This is a genomic window from endosymbiont of Bathymodiolus septemdierum str. Myojin knoll (genome assembly GCF_001547755.1).
Lineage (GTDB): Bacteria > Pseudomonadota > Gammaproteobacteria > PS1 > Pseudothioglobaceae > Thiodubiliella.
Window position 1 is genome coordinate 1,385,858 of record NZ_AP013042.1, and the last position, 22,183, is coordinate 1,408,040.

Sequence of the window (22,183 nt, forward strand, 5' to 3'; positions counted from 1 at the left end):
TTAACGCTTATTTCGTCGCTTTGCCGATATCAATAAAACACTGAATATAGTTAATCTCCTTATCCTGCTGGCGTCCGACGGCAAACAATTTTTGATTCAATTTTTGTGTACTTATTTGGATTTTTTTCACCGGCATTTTTTTGATAAACTCATCTGCCAGCCATTCGGGCAATACGCATACGCCACGCCCTAATGCTGTCATTTGCAGTATAAGGTCAATAGATTCTATTTTTTTAATACGCTTGGGTTTGATGTGTGCAGGATTTAAAAAACGGGTCAAAATATCAAGCCTATCTAATGATACAGGAAAAGTTAATAAAGTTTCATCGACAAAATCTACTGGAAATACCACTGTCTTTTGTGCCAATGCGTGTTGATCGGCAACCAAAAGTACCAAATTATATTGCGCCAATATTTCCGTGTGAATGTCTGATTTTCTCTCTATATCTGGCGTTATCAAAATATCAATATGGCGGTTCAGCAATCCTTCATGTCCAGAAAATTGAAATTTGTTAATAATATCCACTTCCACATCAGGCATTTTCTGCAAAAACACACCAATCACCTTGGTCAGCCACTCATAACAAGGGTAACACTCAACCCCAATGCGCAAAACCCCTTGGCGACCTTCAGCGTAGGCCTTGAGTGTTTTTTCGGTTTGTTCTAATATGGGTAGTAATTGCTGTGCAGTTTGTAATAACAATTCTCCTGATTTTGTCAGACGCAAACTTCGACCCTCTTTTTCCCAAAATGCCACATTTAGTTTACATTCCAAATAACGAATTTGGTGAGACAAAGCAGATTGACTTAAGTGCAACGCATTAGCGGCACGAGTCAAGGTGTTATTTTCATGTAATGCTTGAATAATTTTTAAATGTTTTAGGGTGATCATAAAATATATGAATATAATTCATAATTAAGGTAAAAACAATCATTTTACTTCATATTATCACTGCTATAAAATAATCCACTTTAAATCAATAAGGCATCTTAATCATGGTTACAACACACAATTTAGGCTTCCCCCGTATCGGCAAGCAACGAGAGTTAAAATTTGCATTAGAAAAATATTGGACAAACCATATTTCTCAAGAAGAATTATTACAAACCGCCAGCACACTGCGTCAACAGCATTGGGAAAATCAAAGCGCTTTAGATTTAGCGCCTGTAGGTGATTTTTCTTTTTATGACCAAGTTTTGGACACCAGTTTTTTATTGGGCAATGTGCCACAACGGGTTGAAAACATATCAGACAATGAATTGGATAATTATTTTCGAGTAGCACGAGGACGCGCCTCAACCAATGAATCCAGTTGCACTTGTGTTCAAGCAGGTGAGATGACCAAATGGTTTGACACCAATTATCACTATATTGTGCCAGAATTTAGCCAAGCAACGAATTTTGCACTACAACCGCAACGCTTGATTGCACAAATCGTTGAAGCACAAGCACAGGGTATCAATACCAAGCCTGTTATTGTAGGACCTGTTACCTATTTATGGTTGGGTAAATCTAAAGATACAAGTAACAAATTGGATTTATTAGATTCTCTAGTTGTAGTATATGCCCAATTATTTGATGAGTTAGCAAAATTAGGCATAGAATGGGTACAGATTGATGAGCCTATTTTGGTCACAGAATTATCAGCAGATTGGCAATTGGCATTTGAAAAAACTTACCAATCATTGGCTAGCAGCCCTGTTAAATTATTACTTGCCAGTTATTTTGGCACTTTACAAGACAACTTAATGCTTACTTGTAACTTGCCTGTTGATGGGCTACATATTGATGCAATTAATGCCAAAGAAGAAGTGCAAAAAGTGATTGATAATTTAGCAGATAACAAGATTTTATCTTTAGGCGTTATTAATGGTCGTAATATTTGGAAAACAGATTTTAGTGCCACTTTATTATGGTTAAAGCCTATTTACCAGCAACTAAAAGACAGATTGTGGCTAGCCCCCTCTTGTTCACTACTGCATGTGCCTGTGGATTTAGGCAGCGAACAAGCACTGGATGTGGATATTAAATCATGGTTATCTTTTGCGGTGCAAAAATTAGAAGAATTACGAATTCTAGCCAAGGCACTCAATCAAGGGCAGGCGAGTGTTACTAAAGAAATAGCGAATAATATTAATGCAATTGACAACAGAAAACATTCATTACTTGTTCATAATAGTCTTGTTAAACAGCGTGTTGCTGATGTGAGTGATGCTCTGGGTAATCGTCAATCCAGTTATAAAGTGAGGGTAAAAATTCAAGGTGAAAAGCTTAATTTACCCTTGTATCCAACAACAACAATTGGCTCATTCCCACAAACGACAGAAATTCGACAAGCAAGGCGAAATTATAAAGCAGGGCAATTATCAGAGACTGAGTATATTAAAGCAATGCGCGCCGAAGTGCAACATTGTATAAAGATGCAAGTAGAATTAGGTTTAGATGTTTTGGTTCACGGTGAGCCTGAACGCAATGATATGGTAGAATATTTTGGGCAACAATTAGAGGGTTATGCGTTCAGTCAATTTGGCTGGGTGCAATCTTATGGTTCTCGTTGCGTCAAACCGCCTATTATTTTCGGTGATATTTCCCGTTTAAAACCGATGACAGTAGAATGGGCAGTTTACGCTCAATCATTGACGAATAAGCCAGTGAAAGGAATGCTGACAGGACCTGTAACAATGCTCAACTGGTCATTTGTGCGTGATGACCAGCCGCGTGCAACCACTTGTTTGCAATTGTCTTTTGCCATCAGGGATGAAGTTATAGATCTTGAAAAAGCAAATATTAATATCATTCAAATTGATGAAGCAGCCTTAAGAGAAGGATTGCCATTGCGACAATCTCAATGGCAAGAATATCTTGACTGGGCTGTCAATGCCTATCGAATTAGTGCTAACGGTGTCAATGATGGAACCCAAATTCATACCCATATGTGCTATTCAGAATTCAATGATATTATTGGGGCAATCGCACACATGGATGCGGATGTTATTACCATTGAAACTTCTCGTTCTGATATGGAATTATTAGATGTTTTTGATGATTTTACTTATCCAAATGAAATTGGACCAGGTGTTTACGACATTCATTCGCCAAATATTCCTACGGTGAACTCTATAGTTGAGCTTATGCAAAAAGCCGCACAACGCATTCCTGCAGAGCGTTTATGGGTAAATCCTGATTGCGGGCTGAAGACTCGTAACTGGTCCGAGGTTAAGCCAGCGTTGGAAAATATGATATTGGCAAGTAAACAGCTTAGAAATTAGAATAAAAGGCTTTCATAAAATATAAACCTTGAGGCGGGGCAGTAGCACCCGCCTTTTTTCTGTCCTTAGATTTTAACACTTCTTGCATCCACTCTACTGTCCGCTCACCCCTGCCGATTTTTAGCAAGGTGCCAACAATATTGCGCACCATGTGATGTAGAAAAGCGTTTGCCTTAATGTCTAATAAAATGTCATTACTGTTTTTATTTAAGCGAATAAATTCTATGGTTTTAATCGGCGATTTTGCTTGACAAAGGCTGCCGCGGAAGGCTGAAAAATCATGCTCACCCAGTAGGTATTCGCTGGCCTTTTGCATAGCATCAATGTTTAACCTTCTTGGCTCCCACAAAGAATGTTTATCAATAATCGCAGAACGCACTCTAGTATTATGAATTTTATAATGATAGCGCCTAGCATGTGCGCTGAAACGCGCATGAAAATTATCATCCACTCGCTTTGCCCAAATGAAATTGACATCAGTAGGCAAATTGACATTACCGCCAAATAACCAAGCCTCGTTTTCTCTATCGGCTGTGGTTTCAAAATGAATTACCTGTTCAACCGCATGTACACCTGCATCCGTTCTACCTGAACAAAATACGCGTATAGGACGGTCTGCCACTTTTGAAAGCGCAGCTTCAACCTCTTGTTGAACGGTGCGAATGCCAGATTTTTGCAATTGCCAACCGTGGAAATCGCCCCCCATATATTCAACCCCCATTGCTACTTTCATGGCTTATACTGTAAAATAAAATTATTCTATTTTACGCTAAACACTTATATGAAAAATGAAGCAACAGGCGTCAAGCGAATTTTTAGTGCTTACACCTTTTCTATGCAAGGGTTAAAGGCGTGCTATCAATCAGAAGCCGCATTTCGACAGGAGGTTTGGCTCAGTTTTATCTTAATCCCACTGGCCTTATATTTACGCGACGACGCCATTGAACGCGTATTGCTAATCCTCCCAGTATTTCTAATACTGATAATCGAAATCCTAAATTCAGCCATCGAATCTGTCGTTGATAGAATTGGCGATGAATACCACCCACTTTCAGGCATAGCAAAAGACATGGGTTCGGCAGCCGTTTGGCTGGCGTTAATATTATTCATAGTGATATGGTCAATTATTCTGATTTAACTGCCCATTTATCTGGCGACATTGATTGCCATATTTTTGACACCCTCCCTAGTACTAATGATTATCTTTCATCGTTAGCCTTTTCACCGAGAACGCAAGTCTGTGTAGCTATGCAGCAGACACAGGGGAAAGGGCAATACAATCGACGCTGGTTGAGCAGCAAAAACAATAGCATCCTATTGTCTATTCGTAGAGTTTTTTCAGCCGATGTGACTTTGAGCGGTTTGAGTTTGGTGGTAGGTTTGGCGTTAATTGAGACACTCAAAGATTATGGTATCAATGATTTACAACTTAAATGGCCGAATGATGTTTATCATCAAGACAAGAAATTAGCTGGCATTCTAATTGAAAATAGCCTAAAAAACCAAATGCAATCTGTGGTCATCGGACTTGGTATCAATGTTGATGTGGATATTGATTGCCAAACGCCATGGACAGATTTACGCACAATTAGCAAAAATCCTATCAATCAATTTGATTTAAACAAAGATTTAATCAATAAAATTCTGCAATTCTGTCAGATTTTTGCAGACGAAGGCTTTGTATATTTCACCCGGCAATGGGAAAATGTTGATTATTTACACGGTAAGCGTCTTCAATATGACGACAAAAAACAAACCTTTTTAGGTCTGTGTTGCGGTGTTAACGCAGAAGGAGCGTTACTGATTAAAACTAAGCGCGAAATTAAGCGTGTTTATTCTTCCCAGTTTCTGTCGTTTCCTTGTTAATCGGGTTTACTTTATTGTCAGTCATTGAAACATTGCCTGTGAAATAGGAACCGTCTTTTAGGATTATTTTCGGTGCAACCATATCACCAGTAACATTGCCATCTTGATGAATAGTGATTTTCTCGCTAGCGTCAATATTACCAGTCATGCTACCTGTTACATTCACCACTCTGGCAAAAATATTAGCCTTAACATTGCCAGATTCTTCAATAGTAAGAATATTGTTTTTAAGGGTGATAGTACCTTCAACCTTGCCTAAAACACTGACATCATCATTGCCTGAAACTTCACCTTTAATAAAACAGTCTTTAGAGATGGTTGTTTTTCCTTGGCTAGAAGCGCTAGCAACAGGCGCTTTCTGAGCGCTATTGTCTGTTGTTCTAGGGATGGATCTAGTGGGAGTAGAAGTCGGCACTTTCGAAGGGGCAATGGTTTGAGGTTTTTTAGTGGCAAACATAGGATTAAGTATTAGTGATAAAATTGTTAATTATAATCAATTTTATAAATTATGTCTACTGCACACTCTCTTCATATTTCTAATATCAGTAAATCTTATTCAGGCAGAGATATAGTTTCTAATGCTTCATTCTTTGTGCAAAGTGGTGAAGTGGTAGGCTTGCTGGGTCCAAATGGCGCAGGGAAGACCACTTGCTTTTATATTGCCTGCGGACTGGTTAAATCGGATTCAGGGCAAGTCACTTTGAATGATCGCAGGATTGAACACCTGCCGATGCACAAACGCGCCAAGTTAGGGCTGGGTTACCTACCCCAAGAACCCTCTATTTTTAGAAAATTATCTGTTGAAAATAACATTATGGCTGTTTTGGAATTAAATACCGCTTTAAATAAAGAAGAAAAAAAAGATAATTTGGAGGGGCTATTGAATGAATTTAACATTCAACATATTCGCAAAATCAATGGTTTAAGTCTATCTGGCGGTGAAAGGCGACGCGTTGAGATTGCCAGAGCATTGGCAATGCATCCAAAATTCATTCTATTGGACGAACCATTTGCAGGCGTTGACCCTATTTCTGTCGGCGACATACAAGAAATTATTTTCCAACTAAAGAACAAAGGTATCGGTGTGCTGATTACCGACCACAACTATCGCGAAATGTTAGACACCTGCGACCACTCTTATGTATTACATGGTGGTTCAATCATTGCCGAGGGCAGCAAAGAGCAAATCTTAAATAACAACAGAGTGCGTGAAGTATATCTTGGTGAGCGTGGCTAAATTTATTACATTAGGCGTAGAAAGTTCTTGCGATGAAACAGGTATTGGCCTGTATTCAGAGCAAGATGGATTGATTGCACATCAATTATTTTCTCAAGTCGAAATTCATGCAGAATACGGCGGTGTGGTGCCAGAATTAGCGTCCCGTGATCATATTCAGCGCGTTCTACCTTTAATTAAAGCCGTCTTAAAAGACGCCAATTTATCACTCACCGATATTGATGGCATCGCCTATACAGCCGGTCCAGGCTTAGCAGGGGCATTATTAGTTGGCAGTGCGGTGGCAAAATCTTTAGCATGGAGCCTTAAAATCCCATCACTTGGCGTACACCATATGGAAGGGCATTTACTCGCCCCTTTGCTAGAAGACAAACAGCCTGATTTTCCTTTTGTGGCATTATTGGTTTCAGGCGGACACACGATGTTGGTTGATGTAAAAGCCATCGGGCAATACAAAATATTAGGCGAATCTTTAGACGATGCCGTGGGAGAAGCCTTTGATAAAACGGCTAAGATTTTAGGTTTGGGCTACCCTGGAGGTCCCGCCTTATCAGCCCTTGCTGAACAAGGCACCGAAGGCGTTTTCAAATTCCCAAGACCAATGATAGACAGACCTGGACTTGATTTTAGCTTCAGTGGTTTAAAAACTTTTGCCCGCAATACTTTTACCAAACACCCCGAAAAAAAAGCCGATATTGCCAAAGCCTTTGAAGTCGCCGCAACACAAACTCTAATGATTAAATGCCGTCGTGCTTTAAAAGAAACAGGGCGACAAACTTTGGTGGTTGCAGGTGGTGTGAGCGCCAATACCGCCTTACGCAGGGAATTAGATACAATGGGTTCAAAACTTGGCGTCAATGTTTTTTATCCAAGACAAGAATTCTGCACGGATAATGGTGCGATGATTGCTTTGGCAGGGCATTTGAGATTAGTCAAAGGACAAGTCACAGCTGGCACCGACATTAGCATCAATCCAAGGTGGAGCATAGAAACGTTAGAGGTAGTATGAGTAAATTAGCCAAAATTTTTACCCGCGCCTCTACAGGCATGCAAGCACCTCTCGTCACCATTGAAGTACACATTTCAGGCGGATTACCAGGGTTTTCCATTGTCGGTTTGCCTGAAGGTGCCGTGCGTGAAAGTAAAGACCGCGTGCGCAGTGCCTTGATGAATTCAGGTTTTAAATTGCCAAAAGGTCGCATTACCGTCAGTCTTGCCCCTGCCAACCTGCCAAAAAGTGGTGGGCGTTACGATTTACCAATTGCAATTGGTCTTTTAATAGCAAGCGAACAAATCAACCCTAGCGTCAACTTTAGGCAATTTGAATTTTTCGGAGAATTGGGGTTAGACGGTGTATTGCGCGTCACTGAGGGCCTGCTACCCGCCATTATTGCCAGTAGCCAAGACCAACGCAATATCATTCTGCCCGTGCAAGATGCCAACCAATACGCATTAGTCAGTCAAGCAAAAATCTATCCATGCGAGAGTCTTTTACAAGTCTGCGAACTGCTACATGGTGCAGACAATATCAATCAATTAGTGCATAATTTAGCCGATGAACAACTTGCTTATCAAAACGATTTTTCTCAAGTCAAAGGTCAGTACCACGCCAAACGCGCCTTAGAAATTGCCGTGAGTGGTGGGCATAATTTATTACTAATCGGTCCACCTGGCTCAGGTAAAACAATGTTGGCAGAACGCTTACCCTCTATCATGCCACCCCTCACCACTGACAAGGCACTAGAAAGAGCATCTGTCTATTCCGTCGCTAATAAGCCACTAGATTTAACGCAATTAAAAATCCGCTCATTTCGCAGCCCGCACCATTCGTCTTCGGCAGTCGCCTTAGTCGGTGGTGGCTCGCCACCCAAACCCGGTGAAATCTCATTGGCTCACGAAGGTGTGTTGTTTTTAGACGAATTACCCGAATTCCCAAGGAGTGTTTTAGAGGTATTACGCCAACCTTTAGAAAGTGGTGAAATCCACCTATCACGCGCTGCACAACAATCCACTTTCCCCGCTAATTTCCAACTTATCGGCGCAATGAACCCCTGCCCATGCGGCTATTATGGCGATGGCACAGCTAAATGCCATTGCACAGCCGACCAAATTGATAAATACAAAAACAAAATATCAGGTCCATTATTAGACAGAATCGATATGGTACTAACCGTGCCACCCCTACCAAAAGAAATCCTGCTTAACCAAACCGCAGAAGAAACCGAAACCAGCGAAACCATCAGGCAACGCGTCATCAAAGCTTACAACATACAACTCAAACGCCAAGGTAAATCTAACGACAAACTTGCGCCCGATGAAATCGAAAAACTTACTCATCTAAATGCAGACAACAAACACTTATTATCCAGCGTCATCGACAAGCTCAACCTATCCGCCCGCGCCTACCACCGCATCCTAAAAGTTGCCAGAACCATTGCTGATTTAGAAGGCAATGCAATTGTGGATAAGCCGCACTTGATTGAAGCGATTGGGTATCGACGGTTTAATGATTAATATAAAATACATACTCGCTTAAATAAAAATAGAAACAATGATAATAATCCCAGCAATAGATTTAAAAGACGGTCAATGTGTGCGTTTGAGGCAAGGTTTGATGGAGGATACCACGGTATTTTCTGACAACCCTGTGGAGATGGCGAAGCAGTGGGTTGACCAAGGGGCGAGGCGTTTGCACTTGGTGGACCTCAATGGGGCATTTGAGGGTAAGCCGATTAATGCGCAAAGTGTGACTGAAATTACTCGGGCGTTTCCCGATTTGCCGGTACAAATTGGGGGTGGAATTCGCACGATGGAGATTGCCAATACTTATATTGAGGCGGGAATTAGTTATTTGATTATTGGCACGATGGCAGTGACACGGCCTGAATTTGTGTCAGAATTGTGCCGTGAATTTCCTGGCAAAATTATCGTTGGTTTGGATGCGAACAATGGCTTGGTGGCAACAGAAGGTTGGGCAACACAGACTGATTTGCAGGTGGTGGATTTGTCGAAAAAGTTTGAGCAAGATGGTGTAAGCGCTATTGTTTATACCGATATTGCCCGTGATGGGATGATGCAAGGAGTAAATATTGAAGCAACTTCGAGTCTTGCCAAACAGACTTCAATTCCGATTATTGCATCGGGCGGCATTACCAATATTAATGATATTTCGGGGCTCTTAACTGAAGCACATCACGGCATCACAGGGGCAATTACAGGGCGTGCAATTTATGAAGGCACACTTGATTTTAAACAAGCGCAGGACTTGTGCGACGCTAAATAATGCTTATTGAAGTCGCCTACGCCTTAGAAAACAAACAGACGCTACTTACTTTAGAGGTAGAGAAAGGCACAACGCTCAAACAAGCAATTGAAGCATCCGGCATATTAGATAGTTACCCACAAATTGATTTAGACAAAGATAAAACCGGAATTTTTGGCAGAATTGCTAAATTAGACACAATTTTGCGTGAAAAAGACCGTGTAGAAATCTACCGACCACTGATTGCCGATCCAAAAAAAGTGCGTAAAGAACGCGCTGCACAAGGTAAGAAAATGCGAAGTGGTAAAAAGGTTTAATTTTTGTTAAAATAGTTGTTTAATATTTATTAAACCTTAAATGAACGAAGATTGCCCTCCCTCGACATTGTCTTTTGGACAAAGACTAAAAAAACGATTTTTCCATATACCCATTCATTCAAATGAGGGGTTGCTACAAGCATTAAAAGAAGCGGAAAAAAACCACATTATCGATTCTCACAGTCGTAGCCTTATAGAAGGCACCTTGCAACTTGAAAATATGGAAGTGCGCGATGTAATGGTGCCTAAGTCAAAAATGGTACTGATTCAAAATGACATCTCAACCGAGCAATTATTGGCAACAATGGTGCAATCATCACATTCCAGGTTCCCTGTGTTGAACGCACAAGGAGATAAGATTCAAGGGGTTATTTTAGCAAAAGATTTACTCGGTCATCTGTCCAATGAAGACAGTAAAGATTTCAGTTTTCAAGAATATCTACGCCAGGTGTTACTAGTGCCAGAAAGTAAAACACTGGGCTCATTGATGCGGGATTTTCAACAAAAACATTCCCACATGGCAGTCGTAGTTGATGAATATGGTGAGATTGCTGGTTTGGTCACATTAGAAGATATATTGGAGCAAATCGTGGGCGAAATTGAAGACGAGCACGATATGGAAGAAGAGGATATTATTGATTTTGGTAATGGCAGGTATTTACTAAAGGCCACAACGCCGATTGAAGAGTTTAATAAATTTTTTACCGTCGCATTGCAAGTAGAAGATGCAGACACTATAGCAGGCCTAGTGATTGCCGGCTTTACTTATTTGCCAGAGCAAAAAGACAAAATAACACTACAAGGGTTTAATTTTAAAGTCTTGAAAGCCGATTCTCGTCGATTACACCTATTGGAGGTAACCAAAGCATAATGTCATCTTTAGAACGAATCGCACACACGGCAATTGCGTTATTAAAAAAATACAAAGTCAGTGATTATGAAATATCGCTGAGTTCCAGTTCGGGTGTTTCTACCACCGTGCGATTGGGCAAAGTAGAAACCTTGCAATATCATTTAGACAAAAGCTTTGATGTCAATGTATATTTTGGCAACAAAAAAGGACACGCATCCAGCGTTGACACCAGTACCATAAGCCTTGAAAAAACCATCGAGTCCGCTTGTTTGATTGCCAAATATACCCAGGAAGACCCCTTTAATAGCTTGGCACCAAAAAAATTAATGGCATTTGATAGACCTGATTTGGATTTGTATTATCCTTGGGATTTAGACGCGCAGCAGAGCATTGAATTGGCAAAATCCTGCGAAGAAGTCGCACTCGCACAAAACGAAATAGACAATTCTGAAGGCGCTGAAGTGTCCAGTTTTCAAGGCGAAGGTTTGTACGCCAACTCCAATGATTTGATTGCCACACAAAGTAGCACGAGACATTCGTTAAACTGTTCTCTGATTGCCAAACGCGGTGATGATATGCAAACGGCTTATGAATATACCACGGCACTTGATGCTAGGGATTTAGAAAGCCCTCAAAAAGTGGGCGAAAAAGCCGCAAAATTAGCCCAACAAAAACTAGGGTCTCGCACGATTAAATCACAAAAATGCCCCGTGATTTTTTCCGCTCGCCTTTCTAGCGGCTTATTTTCTAGCCTTTTAGGTGCGTTGAACGGCTCCAGTCAGTATAAAAAATCCACTTTTTTGCTCAATAGTATCGACAAAATTGTCTTACCAGAAGACATCAGTTTATTCGAAAACCCTTTTGCCAAAAAGACTTTAGGTGCCAAAACGATGGACCATGACGGCGTACTCAAACGCGAGCAATATTTCATTCAAGATGGACGCGTCAAGCAGTATGTGATGGGACAATACTCTGCCAACCAATTGGGCTTAAAAACTACCGCAAATGCAGGTGGTGTCAGCAATGTTATTATTAAAGAAAACTTCAACGGCGGTTTAGATACACTAATTAAAGCAATGGGAAAAGGCTTAGTCGTAACCGAATTAATGGGACAAGGCGTGAACGGCACAACAGGCGATTATTCCCGTGGCGCCTTGGGTTTTTGGGTAGAAAATGGCGAAATCCAATACCCAGTCTCAGGGCTCACCATCGCTGGCAACCTCAAAGAAATGCTACTCGGTATTGTGCATATCGGCAACGATGTGGACCACCGTAGCAATATCAAAGTCGGCTCAGTTTTGGTTAATCAAATGACGGTGGCAGGTGATAGTGCTTAATTTTGACATTCTTATTGTCGGTGGTGGTATGGTTGGAAAAGCGTTTGCCTTATCAATGGCAAAGCAAAATTTAAACATTGCCATCATTGAGCCTAACAACCCAAATCCTAAAATAAAAACCGCTTTCCATACCCGCGTTAGCGCTATCACCCCAACTTCAGAAATATTTTTGCAAAGCATTGGTGTATGGAATAAAATCCAACGCAAATATGCCTTTACCGACACCAAGGTATGGGATCAAAACTCCCACGGACACTTAGACTTTTCCACCACCGATAACCGCGCAACGCATCTTGGACATATCATCGAAAATGACTGCATTCAGTCTGCAATGTTTACTGAATTAGCCACCACTAATGTGCAATTTATTCATGCAAAAGTAAAAGATATAAACAAAATTAAACACGGATATGCCCTACATTTAGACAACAAGCAAACCTTGGAATGTACGCTGCTCATCGGCGCCGATGGCGCCCGTTCTCGTATTCGAGACTTAGCCAACATCGCCTTTGGCGATACTGATTACCAGCAAAAAGCCATCGTCTGTAACATCCGTGCCGACCACGCTTTTAAGAACACCACTTGGCAACGATTTTTATCTGATAGCATCATTGCCCTCCTGCCCCTTAACAATAATGAGGCCTCCATCGTCTGGTCAGCCAACAACCAACTCGCTGATGAATTACTCGCACTACCCCCAGAGTCCTTCGCCGATCGCCTCTCGGCAAGCGTCGAGTACCGCTTCGGCAGTTTTGAAGTCCTCAGTAAAATCCAAGCCTTCCCTCTCATCGAACGCAGTGCCAAAGAATATGTTCAAGCCAACCTCGCCCTAATCGGTGACTCAGCCCACAATATCCATCCCCTGGCAGGACAAGGTGTAAATCTAGGTTTTGCCGATGTTATCGAATTATCAAAACAATTAACAACAAATAGCACCAAATTAGGAGATTTTCAAACCCTTAGAAAATACGCCCGTGCCCGTCGATTAGACAACGAATTAATGGCAAAAACCATGACAACTCTAAATTGGGTATACAAAGAAAACAGCGAACCATTGCGTTGGCTACGCGGTTTTGGTATGAATGTTATTAATGAAGTTCCAGCCTTAAAGTCTTTTTTCCAAAAACACGCTAGCGGTAAATAGTCGTCGGCGTAATCACCGCATCAAGTGGCACATCCCATGCCCGCGTTTCTATTGCATCCACTTGCTGGCAATCAAATGCCAATCCGTACAATTTTGGATGTGTCTGCTTTTGTCTAAACGCAAGCGTTCGGTCATAAAAACCCCCGCCCATACCAATCCGATTTTTATTTTGATCAAACCCCACCAAAGGCATAAAAATTACATCCATCTGCTCCGCATTTAACAACACAGAAGTATCTGGCTCCTTGATGCCGAAGCGATTTTTCTTAAATTTATCACCAATTTTGGCAAATTTAAGTAATTTTCCAACCAAAACAGGCAAAAATATCTCTATTTTTTGAAGTTTTAGCCATTTTTCGATGTGTTTTGGGTCAATTTCTCCATCATTTTCCAAATATAAGGCAACTTTATGCCTATATTCAATTTTTGCAACCATTTTTACCTGAGAAGCAAGGATTTTTGCAAAACGCTCTCTTTCACGCGGTTCAATATCGAGTCGTTGTTGTCTGAGCGTCTGCCGAAGTGTTTTCATTTGCATAAAACCCGTAAAATTCAGTGTCTATCATACTCGCGTGACTTTAAACCTGAACCATTAAGGTTCAAGGCGGAAGTTCGAAGCATACCGCAGGCTTCCCGCTTCAATACCCAAAGGCAAGGCGGGCTTGCACAATAGCACACTATCTCATCTCCTTATTTTTTATTTATCAGCTCAGGGGACAAAAGTCAACGCAAGTACAATAGACAATTATTATTATCACCTGTTATGAGAATAATAGCAATTTTTTTACTCAGCCCGTGCCAAGGTCATAACATCGCAGTGAGTGACTTGTGTGTTTTTGAGGATGGTAATGGCAAGCTCGTTAAGGCTGGCACCAGTGGTTATGATATCGTCAACAAGGAGAATTTTTTTATAGGGCATAGAGGTGACGGAGAAGGCACCCTTAATTTCAGCGCGGCGTTGTTCGGGGGTAAGCTCAAAGAGTGGCTGGGTGGCTTTAATGCGCTGGACGCTACGGATGTCAATAGGTGTTTTAGTACGCTGTTGTATTTTACGCAAGAACTCTAGAGTTTGATTAAAACCGCGTTGTTTGATGCGTTGTTTACTCAGTGGCATGGGGAGGATAGCGTCATAGGTTGGCAAGGTTTGGTACAGGGTGTATAGTTGCCGAGCGAAGTAATTGCCAATGCAGAATTGCTGGTTATACTTAAAATCTTTGATGAGCTGGGCAATGGCACCTTGGTAGTCGTATAAGGTGTAAGTACGGTTAAAAGCAGGGGAATTAGTAAGGCAGGGAATACAAAAATCAAGGTGCCCAGTAATGGGATAAGCACAAGTTTTGCAACGCTGAGGGCTACTGCTAAAATCTTGAGCGCAGGTGTCGCAAATGCAGAAATTTGCTTGCTCTGAACACAAGACACAGGTTTGCTTAAGTATTAATCCCTGGTAAATACCCATGTGCTGTCGTCGGAAAGGTCGGGCTTGAATTGATAACCTTCAATATCAAATGCTTTGAGGGATTCTGGGGTAGTGAAACGGTTTTTTATCATATAGTTGACCATTAATCCGCGGGCGCGTTTGGCGTAGATTCCGATGATTTTGTATTGGTCGTTTTTAAGTTCTTTGAAGACGATATTGATGATTTTTGCATTCAGGGATTTTTTGTCAATCGCTTTAAAATACTCATTGGAGGCGAGGTTGATAATGGTTTTTGATTCGTCTTCGTTGAGGATTTTTGAGATTTTATCTCCCCAAAACTCATAGAGATTTTTGCCTTTGCTACTGACCAATCTGGTGCCCATTTCTAAACGGTAAGGGGCAATCAAATCTAAGGGACGAATAACGCCGTATAATCCTGATAACATACGCAATGAGGCTTGGGCAAAGTCTAAATCTTCAGCATCTAAACTGAGGGCATCAATGCCGTTATAAACATCCCCTTTGAAGGCTAACAAAGCTTGTTTGGCGTTGGCAAGCGTAAAAGGGATTTTAAAAGTTTGAAAACGCTCGTAATTAAGGGCAGAAAGTTTTTCACTAATGGACATTAACTCAGCAATGTCATTTTGACTTTTGCTTTTGAGTAATTTAACCAACTCCTCTGTCTCTTTGATTTGCCTGGTTTGCGTATGAGTAGTGATATCACTGGAGTTGAAGTCTTGGGTTTTTGAGGGGGAAATAACAGCCAGCATTGCGTGTGTAGTTTAATTAAAAATAGGAATAAAATATTCTACCCGAATCTTCGTGCTAAATGCTAATAAAGAGGCTGATTTCACATTATAATTGAGACATTTTTTTGATTAATATCTAACAATGAAAGCGCCTTTATTACACTTACCAAAAGCACACGGTTTATACAACCCAAACAACGAGAAAGAGAACTGCGGTGTCGGCTTTATTGCCCACATCAAAGGCAAACCATCGCATTCAATTACGGCAGATGCTTTGGAAATGTTGGCGCGTATGGACCATCGTGGTGGTTGCGGTTGTGAGGTAAATACGGGTGACGGTGCGGGAATTCTGACAGATATTCCACATAATTTTTTCATTAAAGAGATTAAATCTTTATTTGCTGTAACAATGACTCAGGGTAAATATGCAGTGGGTAATGTGTTCTTACCGCAGGATGCCGTGCAGCGTGAATTGTGCATGAAAGCATTGGAAAAGGCAGTTACTGATGAGGGGCAGATGCTGATTGGTTGGAGAGACACACCGATTGATGTGGACAAAGCGGATGTTGGTAAAATTGCCAGAGAGTCTCAGCCAATAATTAAGCAATTGATTGTTGGCAAGGCAGAAGGCATTGACACACCTGCGTTTGAGCGTGCGTTGTTTGTAATTAGAAAGCATGTTTCTAATCAGATTAGAACGGATAAATCGTTATCGCAGGCGCTGTTGTTTTATATTTGTAGTTTATCAACCAGTGTGATTATTTACAAAGGAATGTTGATGGGGTCACAAGTTTTGGACTTTTATAGTGACTTGTCTAACCCTGAATTTGAGACTTATTTGGCAATGGTGCATTCGCGTTTTTCAACCAACACTTTCCCGTCGTGGGACAGGGCGCAACCATGTCGCTATATGTCACATAATGGTGAAATTAACACACGACAGGGTAATTTTAATTGGATGCACGCCAGAGAAGGTGCGCTAGAAAGTGTGTTATTTAAAGATAATTTGGCAAAGACATTGCCAGTGATTGAGAGCGAAGTTTCAGACTCTGGCAGTTTTGATAATGTGCTGGAATTTTTAATGATGAACGGTCGCACTTTGCAAGAGGCCATATTAATGATGGTGCCAGAAGCGTGGCAAAATGATACCAATATGAGTGACGAAAAGAAAGCATTTTATGAGTATTTGTCAAATGTAATGGAACCGTGGGACGGTCCTGCGTCGATTGCCTTTACTGATGGTCATTATATCGGTGCTGTACTTGACCGCAACGGCTTGCGTCCATCTCGCTACTATATTACCCACGACGAACGCGTGATTATGGCGAGTGAAGTTGGCGTGGTCGATGTGGCAACAGATAATGTAAAAGCCAAGGGTAGACTGCGTCCAGGCAAGATGTTCTTAGTCGATTTTGACAAAGGCGAGTTGTTGGACGATGAAAGTATTAAGTCTGATTTTGCTAAGAAAAATCCTTATAAGCAATGGCTAAAAGAACAACAAATCCACCTATCGGAATTACATTGCGAGGAAGAGGCGCACGGTTTTTACCCTAAAACTTTGATTCATCGTTTGCAGGCATTTGGCTATAGTACAGAAACAATGCGGTTTATGTTATTGCCGTTAGTAACGGAATTGCGTGATCCAGTTGGCTCGATGGGCAATGACTCGGCGTTGGCGTGTTTATCAAGTCAGTCGCGACTTATTTATGATTATTTCAAGCAATTATTTGCACAGGTGACAAACCCGGCGATTGATTCTATCCGCGAAGAAATCGTAATGTCATTGCGTTGTTCTATCGGCCCAGAAGGCAACCTTTTGAATGATAAAGCCGAAAATGCACACCGCCTAGTCATTGACCACCCGATTTTGACGAATGAAGAAACCGCAGCACTTAGGCATTGTAATCATCGTGGTTGGACTTCAAAAACCATTGATATTACTTATAAGAAAGGTTCAAACAAGAAGATTACCGAATTACTTGACGAGATTTGCCAGCAAGGCTCTCAAGCGATTAAAGACGGTCATAGTTTGATTATCTTGTCAGACCGTACAATCGATGAAAATCGTATTGCAGTCTCCAGTTTATTGGCATCAAGCGCTCTACACCGCTACCTTGTTGCTACTTCTGAGCGAACTCAGGTCGGCATCATCGTAGAGACGGGTGAGGCGCGTGAAGTCCATCATTTCTGTCTAATGACTGGTTTTGGCGCCGATGCAATTAACCCATATTTAGCTTTTGAAGCATTATGGCAAGCGCGTCGTGACAAACTCACTGATATTGACAGTGATGAAGCCATAGTCGCCGCTTATCGCAAGGGCGTAGGCAAAGGGATGTTGAAAGTGATGGCGAAGATGGGTATTTCTACTTTAGAATCTTACAAAGGTGCCCAAATTTTTGAAGCCGTTGGTTTGGCACAAGAAATTATGGAAAAATGTTTCTTCGGTACCGCATCTCGCATTGACGGTGTTGGTTTTGACATTTTGCAAGACGAAACAGAGACTCGCCATCAAAGTGCTTACACCAGTGAGACCTTGGACAACTTAGGTCAATACCATTGGCGTAGCGGTGGCGAAAAACACATGTGGGATCCAGAAGCGATTTCTAATCTACAAGTAGCAGCGCGCAACAACGATGAATCTGCCTATTGGAAGTTTGCCAAACATGCGAACGAAGAAGGCACACGCAACTCAACTTTGCGCGGCTTAATGTCCTTCAAAAAAGGCAGTCCAATCAACATTAACGAGGTTGAACCTTGTCAAGAAATTGTTAAACGCTTTGCCACAGGCGCAATGAGTTTTGGTTCAATTTCTGCTGAATCGCACGAATCTTTAGCAATCGCAATGAACCGTTTGGGGGGTAAATCCAACACAGGTGAAGGCGGTGAGGACAGTAAACGATGGACGCCTGACGCCAATGACGACTCACGCAGAAGTGCAATTAAACAAGTAGCGTCAGGTCGCTTTGGTGTCACCATCGACTATTTGAACAATGCGGATGAAATCCAAATCAAAGTCTCACAAGGTGCGAAGCCAGGTGAAGGCGGAGAATTGCCAGGCACTAAAGTTGATGAAGGCATCGCTAAAATCCGTCATTCAACCCCAGGCGTTGGCTTGATTTCACCACCACCACATCACGATATTTATTCTATCGAAGACTTATCGCAATTAATTTTCGACCTAAAACGCTCAAACCCTGACGCACGAATCAGTGTGAAATTGGTCGCAGAAGTTGGTGTCGGCACGATTGCCGCAGGTGTAACCAAAGCAAAATCAGACCACATCGTTATCGCTGGACACGACGGTGGCACAGGTGCATCGCCACTCACTTCTATCAAACATGCAGGCTTGCCTTGGGAACTTGGCTTGGCAGAAACGCATCAGACCTTAGTAATGAATGACTTGCGTTCACGCGTGGTTATCCAGACGGACGGACAACTAAAAACAGGTCGCGATGTGGCAATCGGTATTTTATTAGGCGCTGAAGAATTTGGCTTCTCAACTGCCCCGCTTATCACCATGGGGTGTATTATGATGCGTAAATGCCACCTCAACACTTGCCCAGTCGGCATTGCCACGCAGGACAAAGCGTTGCGTAAAAAATTCGCTGGCAAGCCTGAATATGTTGTGAATTACCTATTTATGGTCGCACAAGAATTGCGCTTGATTATGGCTGAGTTAGGCTTCAAAACCGTTAATGAGATGATTGGTCGCGTGGATATGCTAGAGATGAATCAAGCGATTGAGCATTGGAAGCAAAGCGCCATTAATCTTGACGCGCTACTAACCACCGCAGAAAAACCACACGCCAACGCAGGCACTTACCAAACTCAAACCCAAGACCACCAGTTAGAATTACAATTAGACAACATACTAATTGCAAAGTCAAAACCTGCAATTGAAGGCAATGAAAAAGTTAAATTTGAGTCTAAAATCACCAATATTGACCGTGCTGTCGGTGCAATGCTGTCTTCAAGCGTGGTCAAAACTCGTGGTAGCAATAACCTAGGTGCTGGCTCAATCCACATTAAATTCTCTGGCTCTGCAGGTCAATCACTCGGTGCCTTCTTGGCGCAAGGTATTACTCTTGAAGTTGAAGGCGATGCCAACGACTATGTTGGTAAAGGTCTATCAGGTGGTCGCATTATCGTTTATCCGCCAAAGAATTCAACTTTCAACGCTGAAGACGAAGTCATTGCTGGCAATGTCTGCGGCTACGGCGCAACAGGTGGCGAGTTATACTTATCAGGCTGCGTCTCCGAACGCTTCTGTGTGCGTAACTCAGGCGTCAATGCTGTTGTAGAAGGTATCGGTGACCATGGTTGCGAATATATGACGGGTGGCAAGGTCATCGTCCTTGGCGAAGTTGGTCGTAATTTTGCCGCAGGCATGTCTGGCGGTATTGCTTTCGTCTACAATCCAAACAAAACCTTTGAAAGCATGCTTTCAACAGGTGCTATGGTTGACCTAGACCCATTTAATAGCGATTACGAAAGTGAATTAAAACACTACATCCAAAACCACTACAGTCTCACTGGCTCACAAGTAGCAAAACGCATTTTAGATGATTGGACAAATGCCTTAACTGACTTCGTTCTAGTTATTCCAACAGAATATAAGTTAGCCCTTGAAAACAGGTAGTTTTTTCAATAGGCAATAAAAAAAAGGCACCTCAACGGTGCCTTTTTTTTATTGGATGAATAATTTAATTACTCACCTTTAACTTGCGCCATAACTTCATCAGCAAAATTTTCTTCTTTCTTTTCTATGCCTTCTCCGACTTCGAAACGAACGAATGATTTGATGTTTGCATTGTTTGATTTAAGAAGTGCAGCCACGGTTGTTTCTGGGTCCTTAACAAATGCTTGACCCTCAAGAGTAACTTCGTTAACGAATTTTTTCATACGACCAACAATCATTTTTTCAATGATTTCTTCTGGCTTGCCAGATTCTCTGGCTTGCTCGACGAAAATTGCTTTTTCTCTTTCTAAAAGATCGGCGGACAAGTCTGATTCAGAAATACATTCAGGCTTAGAGGCAGCGATGTGCATAGCAACATCTTTTGCCAATTGCTGATCGCCGCCCTCTAAGACAGTCAATACTGCAATACGATCGCCGTGCTTGTAAGCACCGATAACACCATTAGCACCTACAGTCAAAGTCTGTACACGACGAATCGCAACATTTTCACCTGTGCTTGCAACAATATCTTCGCGCGCTTTTTCTAACGAATCACCGTTTTCCATGCTTTCATTCAAAAATTCATCAATGTCAGCAGGTGTTGTTTTAAGTGCCAATGCACCTAAATCATCAACAAAATTAATAAAGGTTTCACCCTTAGTAACAAAGTCTGTTTCAGAGTTAACTTCCAAGATAGTCGCTGTTTTACCATCGTCACTCATATTAACTTTCACCAAACCTTCGGCTGCGATACGACCAGATTTCTTAGCCGCCTTTACTGCACCAGAAGTACGCATCAAATCGATTGCCGCCTCCATATCACCGTTCGTTTCACTTAATGCCTTTTTGCAATCCATCATACCTGCGGCAGTTCTTTCTCTTAGTTCTTTAACCATTGCTGCTGTAATAGCCATAATAATCTCCTAATTTATGTGCTTGCTTTACGCAAGAATTTTTTCAATCATTGCCGACTTAGTATCGCTAGCATTAACCTTGACACCTGCTTTTTCTGCATAGTCAGCTAAGTCTGCTTTTTTCATTGCTGCCAGATCCGTCTGACTTAACTTTTCAGTTTTCACTTCTTCTTTGATAGGTGCTTTTTCAGTAGGCGTTGCTTTCACTTCTTTTGTCGGCTTTTCTTCTTTTACTGGCTTTTCCGCTTTAACTTCTGCAACTTTCACTACTTTCTTAACAGTTTTCTTTTCTGTTCTTTGAGCGGGCATTGATGCTTTTGCTTCTAAAACCGCGTTGGCAATTTCTCTTGCGTAGAAACCGATGGCTCTGATTGAATCGTCATTACCTGGGACCACATAGTCGATACCTTCAGGATTGTGATTTGTATCAACGATACCGATAACAGGTAAACTTAATTTTTGCGCTTCTTTAATAGCATTCTTTTCATGACCGATATCAATAACAAATACCACATCAGGGATGCCACCTAGGTCTTTAATACCACCCAAACTTCGCTCTAGTTTTTCCATTTCGCGTGTCATCATTAACGCTTCTTTCTTGCCAAACTGGGCAAAACTTTCTTCTGCTAAAAATTCTAAATCTTTCAAACGCTTAATTGAAGCCTTGATAGTTTTGTAGTTTGTCATCATGCCACCTAACCAACGGTGATTAACATAAGGCATACCACAACGGATTGCCTCTTCTTTCATGATATTGCTTGCTGCACGCTTGGTGCCAACGAATAAAATTGAACCACCTTGTGCCGCTGTTTTTGATGCGAAATTAAGCACATCATTAAACATTGGCAGGGTTTTTTCTAAGTTGATGATATGAACACCATTACGAGTGCCATAGATATAGCGCTCCATTTTCGGGTGCCAAAATCTACTACGGTGACCAAAATGAACACCGGCTTCTAACATTTTTTTCATGGACGCTTTTGCCATAATATTTCTCCAGGGGTTACGAAGGGAATCATTTCCCTTCCTTCCACAACTTCTAGCAGCCAACCCTTCTTTCTCAAAGAGCACCCTGACTGCCATGCCAAGTTGTGTGATACATTGTGAGACCTTTTAAAAAATCCCACTAAAAAAATAAA

At 41.6% G+C, this 22,183-nt stretch carries 20 protein-coding genes and 1 other RNA gene; 12 read left to right on the plus strand and 9 right to left on the minus strand.

From position 1 onward, the window contains the following. Positions 1 to 7: 7 nt before the first annotated feature. Positions 8 to 892 carry a LysR family transcriptional regulator gene (locus BSEPE_RS07320; RefSeq protein ID WP_066045682.1) on the minus strand — a complete coding sequence of 295 codons (885 nt, stop codon included), beginning with the start codon at positions 890 to 892 and terminating at the stop codon, positions 8 to 10. A 104-nt stretch (positions 893 to 996) separates the two neighbouring features. Between BSEPE_RS07320 and metE the strand changes: the two genes are divergently transcribed. Beyond that, positions 997 to 3,270: a 5-methyltetrahydropteroyltriglutamate--homocysteine S-methyltransferase gene (gene metE / locus BSEPE_RS07325; RefSeq protein WP_066045685.1), complete on the plus strand. Its 2,274-nt coding sequence runs from the start codon at positions 997 to 999 to the stop codon at positions 3,268 to 3,270. On the opposite strand, the gene truA is transcribed toward metE, so the two are convergent. Further along, entirely contained in the window at positions 3,260 to 4,003 is a 744-nt protein-coding gene (gene truA, locus BSEPE_RS07330; protein WP_066045688.1) for a tRNA pseudouridine(38-40) synthase TruA, read from the minus strand. The genes metE and truA overlap by 11 nt on opposite strands. Before the next feature lie 48 nt (positions 4,004 to 4,051). Here truA and BSEPE_RS07335 point away from each other — a divergent pair, with 48 nt between their 5' ends. Next, complete coding sequence (locus tag BSEPE_RS07335) at positions 4,052 to 4,408, plus strand: diacylglycerol kinase (protein ID WP_066045693.1); 357 nt, start codon at positions 4,052 to 4,054, stop codon at positions 4,406 to 4,408. After that, entirely contained in the window at positions 4,357 to 5,136 is a 780-nt protein-coding gene (locus BSEPE_RS07340) for a biotin--[acetyl-CoA-carboxylase] ligase (RefSeq protein WP_231893497.1), read from the plus strand. The genes BSEPE_RS07335 and BSEPE_RS07340 overlap by 52 nt, the downstream gene beginning before the upstream one ends. Here BSEPE_RS07340 and BSEPE_RS07345 read toward each other — a convergent pair. Then, positions 5,093 to 5,593: a bactofilin family protein gene (locus BSEPE_RS07345; RefSeq protein WP_066045698.1), complete on the minus strand. Its 501-nt coding sequence runs from the start codon at positions 5,591 to 5,593 to the stop codon at positions 5,093 to 5,095. The genes BSEPE_RS07340 and BSEPE_RS07345 overlap by 44 nt on opposite strands. A gap of 51 nt (positions 5,594 to 5,644) precedes the next feature. On the opposite strand from BSEPE_RS07345, the gene lptB reads away from it, so the two are divergent. From lptB to BSEPE_RS07385, 8 genes are read left to right on the plus strand one after another with little or no spacing between them, the layout of a single operon-like run. Then, positions 5,645 to 6,373, plus strand: a complete 729-nt coding sequence (gene lptB, locus BSEPE_RS07350; protein ID WP_066045701.1) for an LPS export ABC transporter ATP-binding protein — start codon at positions 5,645 to 5,647, stop codon at positions 6,371 to 6,373. Continuing rightward, positions 6,366 to 7,382 carry a tRNA (adenosine(37)-N6)-threonylcarbamoyltransferase complex transferase subunit TsaD gene (gene tsaD, locus BSEPE_RS07355; protein WP_408065654.1) on the plus strand — a complete coding sequence of 339 codons (1,017 nt, stop codon included), beginning with the start codon at positions 6,366 to 6,368 and terminating at the stop codon, positions 7,380 to 7,382. The genes lptB and tsaD overlap by 8 nt, the downstream gene beginning before the upstream one ends. Continuing rightward, positions 7,379 to 8,887: a YifB family Mg chelatase-like AAA ATPase gene (locus BSEPE_RS07360; RefSeq protein ID WP_066045705.1), complete on the plus strand. Its 1,509-nt coding sequence runs from the start codon at positions 7,379 to 7,381 to the stop codon at positions 8,885 to 8,887. Before tsaD ends, BSEPE_RS07360 begins: the two co-directional genes overlap by 4 nt. A 37-nt stretch (positions 8,888 to 8,924) precedes the next feature. Continuing rightward, positions 8,925 to 9,656 (plus strand): 1-(5-phosphoribosyl)-5-[(5-phosphoribosylamino)methylideneamino]imidazole-4-carboxamide isomerase, encoded by a 732-nt coding sequence (gene hisA / locus BSEPE_RS07365; RefSeq protein WP_066045708.1) that lies wholly within the window; start codon positions 8,925 to 8,927, stop codon positions 9,654 to 9,656. Next, complete coding sequence (locus tag BSEPE_RS07370; RefSeq protein ID WP_066045711.1) at positions 9,656 to 9,952, plus strand: RnfH family protein; 297 nt, start codon at positions 9,656 to 9,658, stop codon at positions 9,950 to 9,952. The genes hisA and BSEPE_RS07370 overlap by 1 nt, the downstream gene beginning before the upstream one ends. Positions 9,953 to 9,992: 40 nt before the next feature. After that, the gene (locus BSEPE_RS07375; RefSeq protein ID WP_066045714.1) at positions 9,993 to 10,823 is read left to right on the plus strand and encodes a transporter associated domain-containing protein; all 831 of its coding nucleotides are present in this window, start codon (positions 9,993 to 9,995) and stop codon (positions 10,821 to 10,823) included. Then, on the plus strand, positions 10,823 to 12,142 hold the full coding sequence (pmbA, locus tag BSEPE_RS07380; RefSeq protein WP_066045717.1) for a metalloprotease PmbA: 1,320 nt from the start codon (positions 10,823 to 10,825) through the stop codon (positions 12,140 to 12,142). The genes BSEPE_RS07375 and pmbA overlap by 1 nt, the downstream gene beginning before the upstream one ends. Further along, complete coding sequence (locus tag BSEPE_RS07385) at positions 12,135 to 13,286, plus strand: FAD-dependent monooxygenase (RefSeq protein WP_157059399.1); 1,152 nt, start codon at positions 12,135 to 12,137, stop codon at positions 13,284 to 13,286. Before pmbA ends, BSEPE_RS07385 begins: the two co-directional genes overlap by 8 nt. Here BSEPE_RS07385 and BSEPE_RS07390 read toward each other — a convergent pair. The 4 genes from BSEPE_RS07390 to yaaA all read right to left on the minus strand — a co-directional run bounded on the left by BSEPE_RS07390 (position 13,273) and on the right by yaaA (position 15,473). Then, the gene (locus BSEPE_RS07390; RefSeq protein ID WP_066046197.1) at positions 13,273 to 13,818 is read right to left on the minus strand and encodes a 5-formyltetrahydrofolate cyclo-ligase; all 546 of its coding nucleotides are present in this window, start codon (positions 13,816 to 13,818) and stop codon (positions 13,273 to 13,275) included. The two genes, BSEPE_RS07385 and BSEPE_RS07390, sit on opposite strands and share 14 nt — an antisense overlap. Before the next feature lie 20 nt (positions 13,819 to 13,838). Then, a non-coding RNA gene (gene ssrS / locus BSEPE_RS07395) (6S RNA) lies at positions 13,839 to 14,033 on the minus strand. A 37-nt stretch (positions 14,034 to 14,070) separates the two neighbouring features. Then, positions 14,071 to 14,742: a ComF family protein gene (locus tag BSEPE_RS07400; RefSeq protein WP_066045719.1), complete on the minus strand. Its 672-nt coding sequence runs from the start codon at positions 14,740 to 14,742 to the stop codon at positions 14,071 to 14,073. After that, on the minus strand, positions 14,721 to 15,473 hold the full coding sequence (gene yaaA / locus BSEPE_RS07405) for a peroxide stress protein YaaA (RefSeq protein ID WP_066045722.1): 753 nt from the start codon (positions 15,471 to 15,473) through the stop codon (positions 14,721 to 14,723). The genes BSEPE_RS07400 and yaaA overlap by 22 nt, the downstream gene beginning before the upstream one ends. Positions 15,474 to 15,594: 121 nt before the next feature. On the opposite strand from yaaA, the gene gltB reads away from it, so the two are divergent. Next, positions 15,595 to 20,091, plus strand: coding sequence for a glutamate synthase large subunit (gene gltB, locus BSEPE_RS07410; protein ID WP_066045725.1), 4,497 nt, complete (start codon positions 15,595 to 15,597; stop codon positions 20,089 to 20,091). A gap of 68 nt (positions 20,092 to 20,159) precedes the next feature. Here the strand turns inward: gltB and tsf are convergent, their stop codons facing one another. Continuing rightward, positions 20,160 to 21,044, minus strand: coding sequence for a translation elongation factor Ts (gene tsf, locus BSEPE_RS07415; protein WP_066045728.1), 885 nt, complete (start codon positions 21,042 to 21,044; stop codon positions 20,160 to 20,162). A gap of 27 nt (positions 21,045 to 21,071) precedes the next feature. After that, entirely contained in the window at positions 21,072 to 22,031 is a 960-nt protein-coding gene (gene rpsB, locus BSEPE_RS07425) for a 30S ribosomal protein S2 (RefSeq protein WP_066045732.1), read from the minus strand. Positions 22,032 to 22,183: the final 152 nt, after the last annotated feature.